Raw genomic sequence first — 16,214 nt, 5'->3', positions numbered from 1 at the left:
GCGACCGCGCACACGCGGTTGGACCCGGAAGGAATTACCCCCGTGAAGCGAAAGCTCGCATTCGGAGCTGCTCTCTCCGCCTCGGCCCTGCTGGCCGGCGCGATCCAGGTCAGCACCGGTATGGCGCAGGCCGCCCCGGCCCCCGTCGTCGGCCAGCAGCGCGCCGCCCTGCTCGCCCAGGCCGACGGCGCGGCTCCGGCCGCCGCCCGCGCGCTGGGCCTGGGCAGCCAGGAGAGGCTCGTCGTCAAGGACGTGGTGGCCGACGCCGACGGCAGCCGGCACCTGCGCTACGAGCGCACCTACGGCGGTCTGCCGGTCCTGGGCGGCGACCTGATCGTCCATCAGGACGGCAAGGGTGCCGTGAAGTCCGTCGACCGCGCGATACCCGGCACGCTCGCGCTCTCCGGCCTTGCCCCCAAGCTGTCCGCCGCCCAGGCCGCCGCGCAGGCGGGCGCCTCGGTGCGCAGCACCCTCGGCACCGCACACGACGCCGACGAGCCCGCTCTCACCTCGGTCGACACCACCGGCGCCGCCCAGCTGGTCGTCTGGGCCACCTCCGGCAGCCCCCGCCTCGCGTACCGCACCACGGTCGAGGGCACCCGGGCCGACGGTACGCCCAGCAGCCGGCTGGTGGTCACCGACGCCGCCACCGGCGAGCTGCTGTCCTCCCACGAGCAGGTGCAGACCTCCAACGCGGCCGGCACCGGCAACGGCGTCTTCGTCGGTTCGGTCCCGCTGACCACCAACTACACCGGCTCCACTTACGAGTTGAAGGACAACACCCGCGGCGGCCAGTACACGGTCACCCTGAAGAACAAGCAGGGCGGCAGCGGCACCCTCTACACCGACGCCGACAACGCCTGGGGTACCGGCACCGTCTCCAGCGACCAGTCCGCCGCCGTCGACGCCCAGTTCGGCGCAGCGGCCACCTGGGACTTCTACAAGAACACCTTCGGCCGCAGCGGCATCCGTAACGACGGGGTCGGCGCCTACAGCCGCGTCCACTACGGCCGTAACTACGTCAACGCGTTCTGGTCCGACTCGTGCTTCTGCATGACGTACGGCGACGGTGCCTCCAACACCCACCCGCTGACCGAACTCGACGTCTCAGGCCACGAGATGACCCACGGCGTCACCTCCAACACAGCCGGCCTCAACTACTCCGGCGAGTCCGGTGGTCTCAACGAGGCCACCAGCGACATCTTCGGCTCCATGGTGGAGTTCAGCGCCGGCCTGGCCAAGGACAACCCGGACTACCTCATCGGCGAGCTGATCGACCTCAACGGCAACGGCACGCCGCTGCGCTACATGGACAAGCCCTCCAAGGACGGCCGCTCCGCCGACTCCTGGTCCTCCGGCGTCGGCAGCCTCGACGTCCACTACTCCTCGGGCGTCGCCAACCACTTCTTCTACCTGCTCGCCGAGGGCAGCGGCGCCAAGACCGTCAACGGCGTCAGCTACAACAGCCCGACCAGCAACGGCTCGACCCTGGCCGGCATCGGCCGGGACAAGGCCCAGCAGGTCTGGTACCGGGCGCTGACCGTCTACATGACCTCCACCACCAACTACGCGCAGGCCAGGACCGCGACCCTGAACGCGGCCGCCGACCTCTACGGCAGCGGCTCCGCCGAGTACACCCAGGTCGCCGCCACCTGGAGCGCCGTCAACGTCAACTGACCCTTGAGGCTGTCGGCAGGGCCGGGGTCCGAGGCCCTGCCGACAGGCTCGTCATCCGGAGGGGCGTCCCTATCCCGCGGACCGGTCCTCGCGCGGGCGACGCCGCTGCGTGACGTCGGTCAGCGAAGGCAGTTGCCAGGCGCCGTCCGGGTGGTAGAGATTCGTACCGGGCCGCACGATCTCGTCGATCCGGTCGAGCGTCCCGTCGTCGAGGGTCAGGGCGGCGCCCCGGTTGAGCGACTGGAACTGCTCCATGGTGCGCGGCCCGATGATCACCGAGGTGACGGCAGGGTGCGCTGCGGCGAAGGCGACCGCCAGCTCCGGCAGCGTGCACCCGATCGACTCGGCGAGCGCGAGCAGTTGCTCGACCGCCTCGAGCTTCGCCACGTTGCCGGGGATCGTCGGGTCGAAGCGCGCGGGTGTCAGCGCGGCCCGTCCCGAGGTCAGGTCGACCGGCCGGCCCAACCGGTACTTTCCGCTGAGGAAGCCCGAGGCGAGCGGGCTCCAGGTGAGCACGCCCATCCCGTACCTCCGGGCCACCGGCAGCACGTCGGCTTCGATGCCGCGTGCCAGGATCGAGTACGGCGGCTGCTCGGTCCTGAACCGGGCCAGCCCGCGCCGCTCGGCAGCGTGGTGGGCCTCGACGATCTCCTCGGCGGGAAAGGTCGAGCAGCCGAAGGTCCTGATCTTCCCTGCCCGCACCAGGTCGTCCAGAACGGCGAGCGTCTCCTCGATGTCCGTCGTGTGGTCGGGGCGGTGGACCTGGTAGAGATCGATCCAGTCGGTCCCCAGCCGCCGCAGGCTCTCCTCCACCGCCTGCGTGATCCATCGCCGCGAGTTGCCGCTGCGGTTGCGGCCCTCGCCCATCTGGAAGTGCACCTTGGTGGCCAGCACCACATCGTCGCGGCGGCCCTTGAGCGCCTTGCCGACGATCTCCTCGGACTCCCCGGCGGAGTACATGTCCGCGGTGTCGACGAAGTTGATGCCCTGATCGAGCGCGGCGTGCACGATCCGCGCGCAGTCGTCGTGGTCCGGGTTTCCCACGGCCCCGAACATCATCGTGCCGAGGCAGTGCACGCTCACCTCGATACCGGTACGGCCGAGGCTGCGGTAGCGCATAGTCATGCGGCTGAAGCTAGGTGTTGGAGTGCACTCGAAGGCAAGTGCAGTTGTCCGGAGTGTTCCAGCGCGGCCCGGCGGCCGCGCAGGGCGGGGCCTCCTGGCGACCCGAAGGTGTCTGCGCCAAGAGGCCCCGCCCGTCTCACTCCTACGCCCCCGCCGTCGCCGAACGCGACAGCTGCTGCGGCGTGCCGGGCCACCCGAGGTGGCTCAGGTCGGTGCGTACGTCGGTCGGAGCACCGAGGGGCTTCGAGTGTTTCGCGGCATCGACGGAACCGGGTCGGTGGATGGTGAGCTCGAAGTCCTGGTGCGCCTTGGCGTCCAGAGCCAGCGGCACTTGGATCCGCCCGTCCCCGACCATGCGTCGTATCTCGGCGCGGCTGAGCCCGAGCCCGAGCATGAGCAGTCGTTCGACGCGGACCGGCGCGGGCAGCTCGAAGCCGACCAGCACCCTGAGCGGTGTCGGGTCATCGAGTGCGTAGAGCGGCGTGCGGGTCTCCAGCTCCCAGCAGCCGGTCCAGTCGAGGCGGTATCCGTTCTTCGCGGCGAGCGACGCACTCATCGTCAACTCCCGCACCACTGCCGGGCTGTTGGTCTCGTACGCCACCCGGCGAGCGGGCTCCAGCGACGAGACGTGGACGCGTTCGTGGACGGGCACCTTCGAGGTCCGGTCGCACGCTGCACAGCTCAGCAGGAGCCAGACGTCGAGGAGCTTGCCGTTCGCGTTGACGCGGATCTTGCCCGAGGCGCGGTGCCGCGTGCTGTGGCAGTCCGGGCAGGGGCGCACGACGGTGGGCAGCGCGGACTGACGCACGGCCCACCGGGCCTTGCGGTTGGTATTCATGGCTGTATCGGCTTTCAGGACTGAGCAGGAGCTCTCGCAGATCACGCTGCGGCTCCCGGGATCTGACGGATGCACACGAGGGCGCGAGTCATCGCCTCGGGGCCGGGACGTCAGGCTCCGAGGTCGACCGCGCGACAGGTCGGCTGTTGCTACGTGGCAGGTCTTACAGGTCCATGCGAGAGATCGTGATCTAGGCAACGGCCGGCCGGCAACTCATTTTTGCCACGTCCGGGGGCGTCCGGCCCGATCCGACGATCGCCCCGATCGGGCCTCGGGGTAACGTAACTCGGGCTCTCCGCAGGCATCGTAGGGTGGATGCCGATCCAACAGGAGAGTCGCGGGCGGACTGCCAAGGAGGCTTGGGGATGGATGCGGAGCTGGTGGCGCTGGCGTCGTCGACCGCGACCACAGTGGTCGGGCTGATGGCGACGGACGGCTGGGAGCAGGCCAAGCGAGCGGTGGCCGCGCTGTGGCGGCGGTCCCGCCCCGGGGAGGCCGAGACGGTCGAGGCCGAACTGGGCGAGGCCCGTGCACAACTCCTGACCGCCCGTCAGGTGGGCGACGGAGGGGCCGAAGTAGAGGTAGACCTGACGGCCGAGTGGCGCTCCCGGCTGCGCCGGCTGCTGGCGGCTGATCCGGCGCTCGAGCGCGATCTGCGTGAACTGCTCGACGAACTACGCCCGTTGACGCCCGAGGCCGGCCCGGCCGGCCGGGTGGAGATGCACGGCACCGCATCGGACAACGCCAGGCTCTACATGTCCGGCGGCGATATGCACATCACCGGTCAGTGACCGACGAGGCGGCCGGGCGCGAGGTGCGGATGGAGGCGTACGCCTCCGGGTCCGGCACCGTCTACCTGGCGGCCGAGAGCCAGTACATCGCCGGCCGGGACCTGCACCTGCACTACTGGGACGGCACCCACCGGGTGGACCGCGTAAGGCCGGGGCAGCAGGTCGGCGACGAGTGCCCCTACCCCGGCATGAGCGCTTTCGGCCTCGAACAGTCACGGTGGTTCTTCGGCCGGGACGCGCTGTGCGCCCGGCTGGTGGCCGGTCTTGACGACTGCCTCCGCGAGGGCGGCGCGCTGGCCGTGGTGGCCGCCTCCGGTGCGGGGAAGTCCTCGCTGCTCCGGGCCGGTCTCGTGGCTGACCTGGCCCGGGGCGCGCTGGACGGCTCGCGGCGCTGGCCCTGTCTGGTCCTCACGCCGACCGCCCACCCCATGGCCGCGCTCACGACGCACCTCGCCGGGCTGACCGACACCGAGCCCGCGGACATCGCGCGCGAACTCGCCGACAGCCCGGACCAGTTGGCCGCCCGTCTGTGCACCGCCCTGGCCGAGCGGAAGGCCGGGCGCCTGGTGGTCGTGGTCGACCAGGCCGAGGAACTGTTCACCCTCGTCCCCGACGAGCAGGAACGGCGCCGGTTCGTCGACGCACTCGACCGGCTGGCCCGGGCGGGAGGGCCCGCGCTGGTGGTGTACGGCCTGCGGGCGGACTTCTACGGCCACTGTGCCCGGTACCGGCCGCTGCGCGAAGCCCTGGAGCAGCGCCAGATCCTGGTCGGCCCGATGGACACCACGGAGCTGCGCGAGGCCATCCTGTTCCCGGCCCGCGCGGTCGGCATCGAGCTGGAGGCGGGGCTGGTCGAGCTGCTGCTGAAGGACCTCGGCGCCGAGGCGGGCTACGAGGCCGGGCGGTTGCCGCACCTGGCCCACGTGCTCCGGCTGGCCTGGCAGCAGCGCAGCGGCTCCCGGATGACGGTGGCGGGCTACCAGGTCACCGGAGGCATTCACGAGGCCGTCGGCAGGAGCGCCGACGCCGCCTACGACAGGCTGGACCCGGCCGGCCGGCTAGCCGCCGGGCTGATGTTCCGCCGCCTGGTCCGGATCGGCGAGGGAGCCGACGACACCCGCCGGACCGTACCCACCGAGGAGCTGACGCAGGGGCTGGACCGGGAGGCGGCCGAGGCCGTGCTCTCCGGCTTCACCGAACGACGGCTGCTCACCCGGCTGCAGGACACCCGGCTGGAGGACACTCGGCGGCAGGACACGGTCACGATCACCCACGAGGCCCTCCTCCGGGCCTGGGACCGCCTGCGGGACTGGGTGAACACCCACCGGGCCGACAACCTGCTGCGCCAGCAGATCGAGGAGGACGCGGCCGCCTGGGCCCGGAAGAACCGCGACCGGGCCCACCTCTACCGGGGGAGCCGCCTGGAGAACGCCCGTGCCTGGTCGGCCAGAACCGGGCAGCACGGCCTCGGCCGCACGGTCTCGGACTTCCTCGACGCATCGGTCCGCCAGACGCGCCGGGCCGACGTGCTGGTCCGCGGTGCGGTGGCGGTGCTGATCGTGCTGACGCTCCTCGCCGTCGGCGGCGCGGCCACCGCGCAGTTCCAGAGCCGCCGCGCAGACGAACAGCTCGTGGAGGCGGAGAAGGAGCGGCGGCTGGCGGTCGGCCGGTCGCTCAGGGCGCAGGCCGAGAATCTCCGTGACAGCGACCCCCGGACGTCCCTTCGGCTCAGCCTCGCGGCCCAGCGGGTCGACCCGACGTCGGAGGGTCGGCAGGGGCTGATCACCACCCTTCAGCAGACCCGCTTCGACGGGGCGTCACCGGACGGGGCACTCGGGCCCGTTGACGACGTCGCCACCTTCTTCCAGGACGGGACGCTGCTGGCCACCGGCCACGACCGGGCCGACTCCGTCGAGCTGTGGGACACCGCGGACCCGGTGCGCCCGCGCCGGCTGTCCACGCTGACCGGCTTCCCCGACGACATGTCGAGTGTCTCGCTGAGCCCCGACGGGCGGCGCCTCGCGGTGGTCACCGGTGACCCCGGGGAGAGTTCCGTCCGCGAGCTGTCACTGTGGGACCTGACGGACCGTGAGCACCCCCGCCGCCTGCCCTTCCGAGCGGGCGTCGCGGACGTGACGGATGCCGCCTTCAGCCCGGACGGCAGGACGCTCGCCGTGGTGGCCGGCGGCGCGCCCGGCACGCTGACCCTGTGGGACGTCGGCGACCCGGCCCTGCCGCGCAGGCTCTCCGAGCCGATCGTCGCGACCGAGGCCGACACCGTCCGGTTCAGCGCCGACGGGCGCACGCTGGTGACCGCCGCCGAACTGCGCAATACGGGCAACGCGTTCGGCCCGGACGCCATCACGCACTACTCCGGCTGGCAGCTCTGGGACATCAGGGACCCGGGCCGGCCACATGACGTGTTTCACGGAGAGGGCTTCAGGAAAGAGGCGTTCGCCGTCAGCCGGGCCGCTCCCGTCCTGGCAGTGGCCGACGGGCACCGGATCGCCCTGTGGGACTTCACCGACCCGGCCTCGCCCAGGAGGACCGGCCTGCTGGAGCATCCGACCCGGGTCACGAACGTCACCTTCAGCCCCGACGGCCGCACCGTCCTCACGGCCTCGGAGGGAGGGTGGACCCAGCTGTGGGACGTCACGGATCCGGCCCGCCCCGTCGGCCCGTCCCGGCTCTCCGGCCCGACCAGGCCCGTCGCATTGGCGTTCAGCGGCGACGGCAGCCACGTCATCATGGCCGACGACTCCGGCCCCGGCTCCGGTTCCGGCTCGGTCTCGCGCTGGCGCGTCACCCCGCGCACCGCGCCCGGTCTCACGGTCGCTCTCCCGGCCGTCGACGTGGGTCTCACCGCCGCTGCCTTCAGCCCCGACGGCCGCGGGCTGGCGGTGGGCGGCTTCAAAGGCGTCCACCGGTGGGACGTCAGCGACCCGGCCCACCCGCGCGAACTGCCGTCACTGGCAAGCGAGTCCGACGAAGCGGTGGAGGCCGTGGCCTTCAATCGGGACGGTACCGCCCTGGCCGTGGGCACGATTGCGGATGCCTACGCCAACGGCGGTGGGATCGTGCTCTGGGACGTGTCGGACACCGACCGGCCGCGGCGGGGAGCCGTGCTGCGCACGTCCACGGGTGTGACCTCGCTGGCCTTCAGCCCCCGCACGGCCACGCTGGCCGCCTCGGGCAAGACGAACATGGCCAGCAGCACGTGGGTCGCCCTGTGGGACACCAGCACCCCGGTGCCCAGCCGTTCGTACCTGCAGGAGTCGCTCAACCAGTTGCTCGACCGGACCGACGATCCGCCTCCCTCCGTCGCGGTACGGACCGTCATCGCGGCCGGCCCCACCGTCTTCAGCCCGGACGGCCGGCTGCTGGCGCTGTCGGGATCCGTCTGGGACGTGTCGAATCCGTCGGCACCCGCCCGAGTCCTCCCGGCCGAACACCCGCCCGGCGACCGCCGCCCGAGGCGCTCCTCGCTGGTGGGGATGGACCAGGCGGCATTCAGCCCCGACGGACGTCGGCTGGCGGCGGAGAACCCGGCGGGAGACATGATCGGGATCGGGCTGTGGCCGGTCGGCCCGGGTCTCGGCCCGGATCCGGTCGGCACCGTGCCGGTGAAGAAGCCCGTCCAGATCGTCTACCACCCCGACGGCCGCCTGCTCGCCACCGCCGAGGAACACGGCGCCGTCCGGCTCTGGGACGTCTCCGACCCCACCCTGCCCGCGCTCGTGGCGACGCTGGGGGAGACGGCGGGAGACGTCCGGTTCAGCCCCGACGGCAGGACCCTGGCGCTGCTCCCGGAGGAGGGCGGCACCGTCCAGCTGTGGCACCTCGGCGACCTGCCCGAGACAGTCACCGACGTCACCGGCCTGGCCTGCCGGACTGTCGGCACCGGCCTCTCGGAGAGCGACTGGACGAGGACGTACGCGTCCGGTATGCCCTACCAGGACACATGTTGACGGTGATCGGAGGCTCATGGCATTCCTGCAGGAAAAGGTGGAGCGGTACGACCTGATCAGGGTCAGGATCACCGCCGCGCCGGGATCGCAGCTGTTCAGGGCAGTCGTGCAGGAGGTGTACTCGGCCAGGGTCTTCGACGTCGGGCTCGGCGAGGAGTTCGAGTTCACCGGCAAGCCGGGCAGTTGGGGCCAGAGCTCCCTCTCGCCGGGGGAACACGCCCTGCTCTTCCTCACCCGGTCCTCCGGCCGGTGGTACGAGGACGCGTGGAACGGTGACCTTCCGCTCGAGGAGATCGACGGCAGGGTGTGGGCGCTCTACCGGAGTCCCCATGAGACGGTCCTCGCCACCGAGAGCATCCCGGCCGACCTCCGGGTCGCCAGTCGGCCGCACCCCGGCCGGCCCCACCTCACCTGCTTCGACCTGCCCCTGCTCGAGTCCTACCTCAGGCAACTCGTCCGGCAGGCCCGCCCGTTGGACGGCGGTTCCGGCCGGGCGGAGTGGCAGCCCGGCTCCGGGTGGCGGGTGCACTGGGCCACCGGCCGGCCGACCGACGGGGCCGGTGCGGGCCACCGCGACGAGGTGTGTGCGGTGGCGACCGGGGTGGTCGACGGCCGTCCGGTAGCCGTCACCGGCGACCGGGACGCAACGGTGCTGGTCCGGGACCTGACGACGGGAAGCCTGGTGGGCGGACCGCTCGTCGGCCGCAAGGGCTGGGTGTGTGCGGTGGCCACGACCGAGCTGGACGGCCGGCCCGTGGCCGTCACCGGCCACGGGGACGGGACCGTCCGAGGATGGGACCTGGCCACCGGGCGACAGGTCGGCCGGACCGTCACCGACCAGGACAGCGGGGTGGACACGGTGGCGACGGCGGTGGTCGGCGGCCGCCCGGTGGTGGTCGTCGGCAACTTCGACTGCACGTTTCGGTTGTGGGACCTGACCACAGGTGAGCAGATCCGTGAACTCTTCCGTGGCAGCCTGGAGTTCAGCGCGAACTGCGCGGCCGCGACGGCGGTGGTCGACGGCCGCTCGGTGGCCGTCACCGCAAGCTTCGAGTGGGGTGAGACGGTCCATCTGTGGGACCTGGCCACGGGCGAGCAGGTCGGTGAGCCCCTGACCGGTCACCGCGACGAGGTGTGTGCGGTGGCCACCGCAGTGCTGGACGGCCGCCCGGTGGCCGTCACCGGCAGCGGCGACCGGACAGCGCGGGTGTGGGATTTGGCCTCGGGGCAGCAGATCGGCGAGCCGCTGACCGGTCACACCGGCTACGCCGTCTCCGCCGTGGCGACCGGGGTGGTCGACGGCCGCCCGGTGGCCGTGACCGCGAGCGGCTGGCGGGTGCGGGTATGGGACCTGATCACCCGTCAGCAGATCGGGGAGGAGCTGGTGTTCTCCCAGCCGGTCCGGGCGGTGAGTGCGGGGCCGGCGGGCGAGCTGGTGGTGTGCTTCGGCCGCGAGGTCGCGGTCCTGGCCCGACGCTGAGYCAGGAAGTTGGCAGGGGCCCGCGCTACAGCGAGTCGAGCAGGGCCGGGCGGCCCGGGCCTACTTCAGGTGCCGGTCGTAGAACCGGCCCCCGTCCTCGACCTCGAACCAGGGGGTACCGGTGTGCCCGCCCAGATTGGCGTGCAGGGTCTTCTCCTTGGTGCCGAAGGCGTCGAACAGGTCCAGGGCCCGCTGTCGGGGGTTCCCTTCGTCGTCCCACTGCAGCAGGAACAGCAGCGGAACGGTGACCTGCCGGGCCTCCTCGCGTTGGGCGCGGGGCACGTAACCCCCGGCGAAGAATCCGGCGGCTGCGATGCGCGGCTCGGCCACCGCCAGCCGGATGCCGAGGGCGGTCCACCCCGAGTATCCGACCGGGCCGCCGATCTCGGGCAGCGAAAGGACGGCGTCCAGGGTGGTCCGCCATTCCGGGACCGCCGTCTCGACCAGCGGGCCGACGAGGGACTCGAAGATCTCGTCGACCGGTTCGCCGGCCTGCATCGCCCGGCGGAGCTCGGCGCGGGCCTGCTCGGCGGCGGCGGAACGGGGCCGGTCACCGCACCCGGCGGCGTCGATGGTGGCCACCGCGTAGCCCTGCGCCGAACAGTGCCGGGCCCGGGCCACCAGCCGGGGATCCGCCTTGGGCAGGCCGTTGTTGTGAGCCATCAGGACCAGCGGGGCCGGTGCGGCGGATGCCGGCGTCCACAAGGTGCCGGGGATCTCGCCGAGGGTGAATTCGCGCTCGAGGACGCCGTCGTCGAGACGCTGTTCAGAAGTGAATTGCACGGTCGTGCCTTTCGGGAGTGCTCTGGAACGGCGCTCCCGGACGACCTATCGCCCGACCATGACCCCGGAAGGGAGCACCCATGTCGATACTGCGTTCACGGGTACCACCTCCTCGTTCTCTCGCACGGCCTCCGGCACCGTAGCAGCGGTCACGGTGGCCCGCCAAGCGAATTCCTGGGCGGGCCACCGCGACCGGATGCCATGGCTACTCCTCCTCCGGGGGCCGACGGAGACGGAGCATCAGTTCGCGGTTGCCCTCGGCGCGGGCGGTGATCCGGAAGTCCCAGTCGCGGCCGGCCTCGGACGCACCGCCCAGCCGGACGCCGACCTCGCTCGGCCGCGTCCCCGGCTTCAGGTAGGTGGCCTCCTCGATCGTCCGGATCTGCTGCTCCGGGTCGCCGCTCAGCTCGAACTCCCGGCGCAGCGGCAGTTCCGCGCCCTCGCCGGAGACGGTGAGGTAGAGCCGCCCGAACGTCGGCTGACCGTCCTGGAGCAGCAGGCGAGTCGTGGCCGCGGCCTCCGCCATCGCGGCGGTGACCAGCTCGTTGGCCGGGCCGTTGTCCGTCCACGCCTGGCGGTCGATCTCGTACGGCTCCTGCGCGGGCCAGCCGTCCTGCGCCCCGGCGACGAGGTCGTCGAGGGTGACGGGCCCCTGGGTCGCCTTCCGTTCCACGAAGTCGATCACCTTGCGGACCTCCTCGGCCTTCAGCGGGGCGCCGTCCGGTGTACCGAGCAGGTCCCCGAGCAGGGCGGAGGTGGCGGTCGAGGAGCCGCCGGACAGTTCGACCAGCCGGTGGGTCGCCCGGATGTGAGCGTCGCCGGCCTCGGTTCCGGCGGTGAACTCCCCACCGAAGGCCGTCTGTCCGACCCGGACGGTGCCCATCAGCTGCTCGAGCTCGGCGGGGGTCGCGGTGGTGTGGTCGAACGGCTGGTCGCCCTTCGACAGCGTACGGTGGACGTCGTCGAGCAGCCTGGCCCCTGCTTCGGAGCGCAGTTCGCCGCCCTTGCTGTCCTCGGTGAAGGCGAGGTAGTGGTCGCTCGGCAGGTCCACCCCGGTGGTCTCCGACAGCGGGATGTCGACGGTGAAGGGCACGATCCCCTTCTCCTTGACCGGGTTGCGCTTCCCGTCGAAGAGGGTCACCTCCACCTCGGCGGCACCGTGGTAACGGGCCATCGGGGTGGGGTACTTGCCGTTGGAGATGATCTGGCCCGCATCGCTGTGCGTGCCCCCCTCGCGCCAGAACCGCTGGGCCCCGCCGGTGATCGCCGGGTTGTGGGTGACGTCCCCGGTGATCCTGGCGCCGACCTGGCCCTGCACACCCGCGTTCTTCGCCGACAGGTCCGAGCGGACGGTGCCGGAGGAGGTGGAGTTGGACGGGCTCGACTCGACCGCGTTGTCGGTGTCCCGGTGCTCGAGGGAGACGATCTTCACGCCGACCTCGACTCCCTTGCCGCCACCGAGAGTTATCCGCTTGGTCGGGACGGTCGCCGACACCTCGGTGCCCTGGGTCGCGGTGCCGAACATCGCCGAGAGGTGGCTGTGCGAGGTGACCGTCCCGACCACGGGCTCCATGTCCTGCCAGGTCGACTTGCCGAAGAACTCCGGACCGCGCAGCCGCACCAGGTCCTGGACACCGCCGACGTCGCCGAGGAAGCGCAGCACGTCGGTGTCGCGCAGCCCGTCCTCCCAGACCCGCTCCGGCGGGATCCGGACGTCGGCCTTCGCGGGTGCCTCGACCGGGAGCGTCCGGGGCGGCTGCTTCGGGGCCGTCGGGTCGTCGGAGCGCTTCGGGACGACCGGTACGGTCTCACCCGACTCCACGATGGTCTCGAAGCCGATCGCCGCCGTGCGCCGCTGGTGGACGGAGGCACCGACCAACGGGCGCCGGGTGATGGTGAACTGCAGCTCCGCCTCGCCCCGGTAGGCACTGCCGGGCAGCTTGGCCTTGGTGGCGGAGCCGGCCGAGGTGCTGGTGTTCCGGACGTCCACGTGGTCCTGGCCCCGGCCGCCGGTGCCGGTCACACCGGCAGTCACCGCGACCGGCGTGCCCGCCACCGGGACCGCGGTCGTCACACCGAGCAGACCCTGGTGGCCGTGGCCGGTGGCGTCGGTGTCCGCGAAGGACCGCTGGACGTCCGTGCCGGTGTTGAACTCGGTGGTGCCGGAGTCGCCCAGGTGCTCCATCCGGTCACGGAGCACCGCGCCGACCCGGACGGTGGTGCGCCCGTGCCGCACGACGATCTCGTCCCCGGCCGTCATGCCCTTCAGCCTGGACTGGAGCCGGTCGGGGGTGAGCTCCGCGTCCAGCTTGCGGTGGATGCCGGCCCAGTCGCTGCCGAACGGGTTGCTCTCCAACTTCGGCTTCCCGTCGGGCTTTCCGACGGACGGGAACAGGGAGCTGGGCTTCCACCCCGACTCCACCTGGGACAGCACCGACTCGCCCAGCGTCTGCCGGGGGCCCGCCGGCGGCGTCGACCCGGCCGGGCCGGGCAGCGCGTGGACATCGGTGACGATCGCCGAGGAGTCCAGCCGCCGGCCCTCCACGAAGCCCTTCGGCTGCTTCGTCGTGGTCCGCTCGACCGGACCCGACACCGGGTCGGCGTCGCGCATCGGGACGGCCACCCGGGCCACGGTGTCGACCTGTTGGGTGTGCGAACCGTCGTCCACGCCGAGCCGCTTGAACTCAACCTTGACGTCGTACGCCGTCTCGACGTCGAAGAACACGGCCGGCTCGACGTGCTTGCCCCGGTTCGAGGCCGAGCCGATGGTCTCCGAGCCGTGACCGTAGGTGCGGTCCATCCGGTAGGTGTAGCCGCCCGCGACGTTCACGAACGGGGCCTGCATCCTGAGCAGGCCACCGCCGTCCAGGCGCTCGCGGCTGTCCCGCAGGTTGCCCTGGCCCCGCGAGGTGCGGGTACCGGACTCGAACTCGTACTTGCCCGCCGTGGAGTGGTAGGTGGCGTCCGCCAGCCTGGCCGTGACGGTGACCTCGGCCTTCCAGGTGGTGCCGGAGACGGTCTCGGTGATCTTCCCGCCCCGGGTGAGCTGGGAGAGCTGGGTCTTGAGCGCGACCCGGTCGAAGGTGGCGTCGAGCTTCTGCTTGACCTCCTCCGACGGCTCGCCGTACTTGTTCCGGACCGCGTCCTCCACCGTGCTGCGCACCTTGTCGGCGCCGCTCAGGCTGTGCACCACGTAGGAGGCGTTCAGCTCGTGCTGGTCGCGCATCCGGCTCGGCGCGGTGTGGGTCGCCTCGGGCCGGTTGAGCTCAACGGCCTTGCGGTCGTTCGGAGCCGACTGGTCGTCAGGGGCGGGGGACGGGGTCGGCTGCTTGAAGGTGATCGGGCCGTCCTCGCTGCTGGGCGCCGGGACCTTGACGGTGTCCTGGGCGTCCATGCCGACCTCGACCCGGAGCGGTGCCGAGGTGCCGGACTTGCCGTCGGTCGTGCTGCCGGGCGGGCCGAAGTGGATGTCCACCGCCAGCTCGGCACCGAAGATCACTTGCGGCGCACTGTACTTGCCGTTGGCGTACACCCGGTCGGCCTGGCGGCCCTGCCCGCCGGCCCGCTCGCGCTGCTGTCCGTTGACGTTGGCCAACAGGTCGGCACCCGGGGCGCCGGGCGTGGCCTTGGCGACGGTGCCGCCGAACTGGCCGTTGACGGCGACGGTGCGCGCCAGCAGCTGACGGTTCACGCTGAACGCGCCCGTCTCGTTCACCGTGTTGAGTTCGGCCTTGCCGTCCTCGCGGCGGTAGGTCATCGACTCGACCCTGGCGACCGCCGTGACGACCAGGTTCTCCTTGCCGGGGATCTTCACCTCCAAGGGCTCGCCCCGGGTCATCCCGGTCAGCTTGGCGGCCAGGTTCGGCTGGCTGAACCCGCGCAGGACCTGCTCCCTGACGCTGTCCCAGTCGTTGCCGAACTGCTCCCGCCCCTTGGCGTCCACGGCCGCCCGCAGCGCGGCGGTGCTCTCCAGGTCCCGCACCACGACGGTCTCGCCGAGACCGCCCCGGTCGTCGCCGCCCTCCCAGACCGAGTCCGGCGGGCTGGTGACCTCGGGCACCGGCTGTACGACGGTCTCGTCCGCCTTGGGCGTGGGCTCAGGCTTCGGTTCGACGGCCTCGGGAGCCGTGTCCGCGCGGTCCACCAGCAGCCGAACGTCCGCCGTGCCCGCGTCGTGGGATTCGGGCTTGCCGTTGAACTTCATGTCGAAGTGGACGGCGCCCTCGTAACGGACGCCCGGCACCTTGGACTTGCTGGTCAGCTGGGAGGTCCGACTGTCGCCCGAGATCTCGATCCGGTCCCGGCCGAGCCGCCCGGCGCCGCCGCCGCCGAACAGGGCGGCCCCCGGCCGCAGGACGCCCGCCAGCCCGAACTGCCCCGCGTTGCCACGGTTCGTCGCGGTGCTGCGCACCTGCTGGACGGTGGTGCCGATGTTGAACTCGGTCTCCTTGGTGGTGCCGGTCTGGCGCAGATCGTCGACCCGCGCGCTGATCTCGACGGTGCCGAGTGTCTTGCCGCGCCGGTCGGTGAGAGTGACCGTGGCCGGTTCACCGGCCGTCATGCTCTTCAAGTCCCGCTGGAGCCGGGCGAAGTCGACCTCCGCGAGGACCTTCTCGCGCATCGCGGGCCAGTCCTTGCCGAACTCCTGCTTGGCAGCCTGCTCCACCTGACCGAGCAGCGCCTCCACCGGCGGCTGGTCCTTGGACCCGCCGCGCGGCGAGAGGTCCAGCACGATCTCCTGGCCGCCGACCCGGCCGTCCCGCAGGCGCTGCGGGGGTGTCCGCGGCTCACCGACCGAGTCACCGTCAGGACGCACCGGTACGGCGACGTTCAGACTGAGGTCCACCGCCTCGGTGCGCTTGCCGGAGTCGGTGGTCACCGGTTGGTGGTCGTGGCGAAGGTCGCCGAAGTCGAGCTCCAGCCGCATCGTCGTCCCGAAGATGTCGGCGGGCTCGGAGGTCTTGGACCGCGCCACCATCCCGCCGAGGTCCAGGTTGACCTCGCCCTGGCCACGGTCGTGGAAGTAGCCGGCCAGCTCCGCCGCCTCCGCCCCGGCGCCCGACTGCCGGGCCTGGACCCCGATGTTGTACTGCCACTGCGCGTCGCGGCCGGTCCCGAGGGCCACCGTCCGGTCGGCGCCGTTCTCGAACTCGATCTTCTCGGTGCGCAGGTGCGTCGACTCGGTGACCTGACCGCGCAGCTTGACGCTGCCGCTCCAGCCGTTGCCGTCGAGCGGGACCGTCCACACCTCGCCCCGGGACAGCGCACTGAGCATCGGGCGCAGCGTCGCCGGCCCGAAGTGAGCGTCGGCGAACGCCCGGGCCGCCGCCCGGTCTCCCGGGACGGCCTGCGCGAGGACGTCGATCACCTTCTCCCGGACGGCCGCCTCGTTCCCGGTCAGCCCAACCACCAAGTCGGTCCCGGCGATCGGCCGGGGCTCGGGCTTCGCCTCGGGCTCGGGCTTCGCCTCGGGCTCGGGCTCGGGCTTCGCCTCGGGCTCGGGCTCGGGCTTCGCCTCGGGCTCGGGCTCGGGCTTCGCCTCGGGCTCGGGC

At 72.0% G+C, this 16,214-nt stretch carries 8 protein-coding genes; 4 read left to right on the top strand and 4 right to left on the bottom strand.

Annotation, left to right across the window (positions count from 1 at the left end):
* The first annotated feature begins 33 nt into the window (after positions 1-33).
* Positions 34-1,677: a M4 family metallopeptidase gene (locus ACXJMZ_RS33580; protein WP_457033810.1), complete on the top strand. Its 1,644-nt coding sequence runs from the start codon at positions 34-36 to the stop codon at positions 1,675-1,677.
* 69 nt (positions 1,678-1,746) lie between these two features.
* On the opposite strand, the gene ACXJMZ_RS33575 is transcribed toward ACXJMZ_RS33580, so the two are convergent.
* A complete protein-coding gene (locus ACXJMZ_RS33575) occupies positions 1,747-2,796 on the bottom strand; it encodes an aldo/keto reductase (RefSeq protein WP_457033809.1) in 1,050 nt (349 codons plus the stop codon).
* Between the two features lie 148 nt (positions 2,797-2,944).
* Positions 2,945-3,640, bottom strand: coding sequence for a DUF1062 domain-containing protein (locus ACXJMZ_RS33570; protein WP_457033797.1), 696 nt, complete (start codon positions 3,638-3,640; stop codon positions 2,945-2,947).
* A gap of 365 nt (positions 3,641-4,005) precedes the next feature.
* Between ACXJMZ_RS33570 and ACXJMZ_RS33565 the strand changes: the two genes are divergently transcribed.
* The 3 genes from ACXJMZ_RS33565 to ACXJMZ_RS33555 are packed head-to-tail and all read left to right on the top strand — an operon-like array spanning position 4,006 to position 9,879.
* Positions 4,006-4,431 (top strand): hypothetical protein, encoded by a 426-nt coding sequence (locus ACXJMZ_RS33565; protein ID WP_457033796.1) that lies wholly within the window; start codon positions 4,006-4,008, stop codon positions 4,429-4,431.
* On the top strand, positions 4,428-8,399 hold the full coding sequence (locus ACXJMZ_RS33560; protein ID WP_457033795.1) for an nSTAND1 domain-containing NTPase: 3,972 nt from the start codon (positions 4,428-4,430) through the stop codon (positions 8,397-8,399). Before ACXJMZ_RS33565 ends, ACXJMZ_RS33560 begins: the two co-directional genes overlap by 4 nt.
* Before the next feature lie 16 nt (positions 8,400-8,415).
* Positions 8,416-9,879, top strand: coding sequence for a WD40 repeat domain-containing protein (locus tag ACXJMZ_RS33555; RefSeq protein ID WP_457033794.1), 1,464 nt, complete (start codon positions 8,416-8,418; stop codon positions 9,877-9,879).
* A 60-nt stretch (positions 9,880-9,939) separates the two neighbouring features.
* Here ACXJMZ_RS33555 and ACXJMZ_RS33550 read toward each other — a convergent pair whose 3' ends face one another.
* Positions 9,940-10,662 carry a dienelactone hydrolase family protein gene (locus ACXJMZ_RS33550; protein WP_457033793.1) on the bottom strand — a complete coding sequence of 241 codons (723 nt, stop codon included), beginning with the start codon at positions 10,660-10,662 and terminating at the stop codon, positions 9,940-9,942.
* A 205-nt stretch (positions 10,663-10,867) separates the two neighbouring features.
* Positions 10,868-16,214 (bottom strand): hypothetical protein (locus ACXJMZ_RS33545; protein ID WP_457033792.1); only part of this gene is annotated, 5,347 nt, incomplete at its 5' end.

Source organism: Kitasatospora sp. P5_F3, assembly GCF_054049135.1.
The sequence above is the reverse complement of the archived record's forward strand: the minus strand, read 5'-3'. Positions and strand labels throughout refer to the sequence as shown.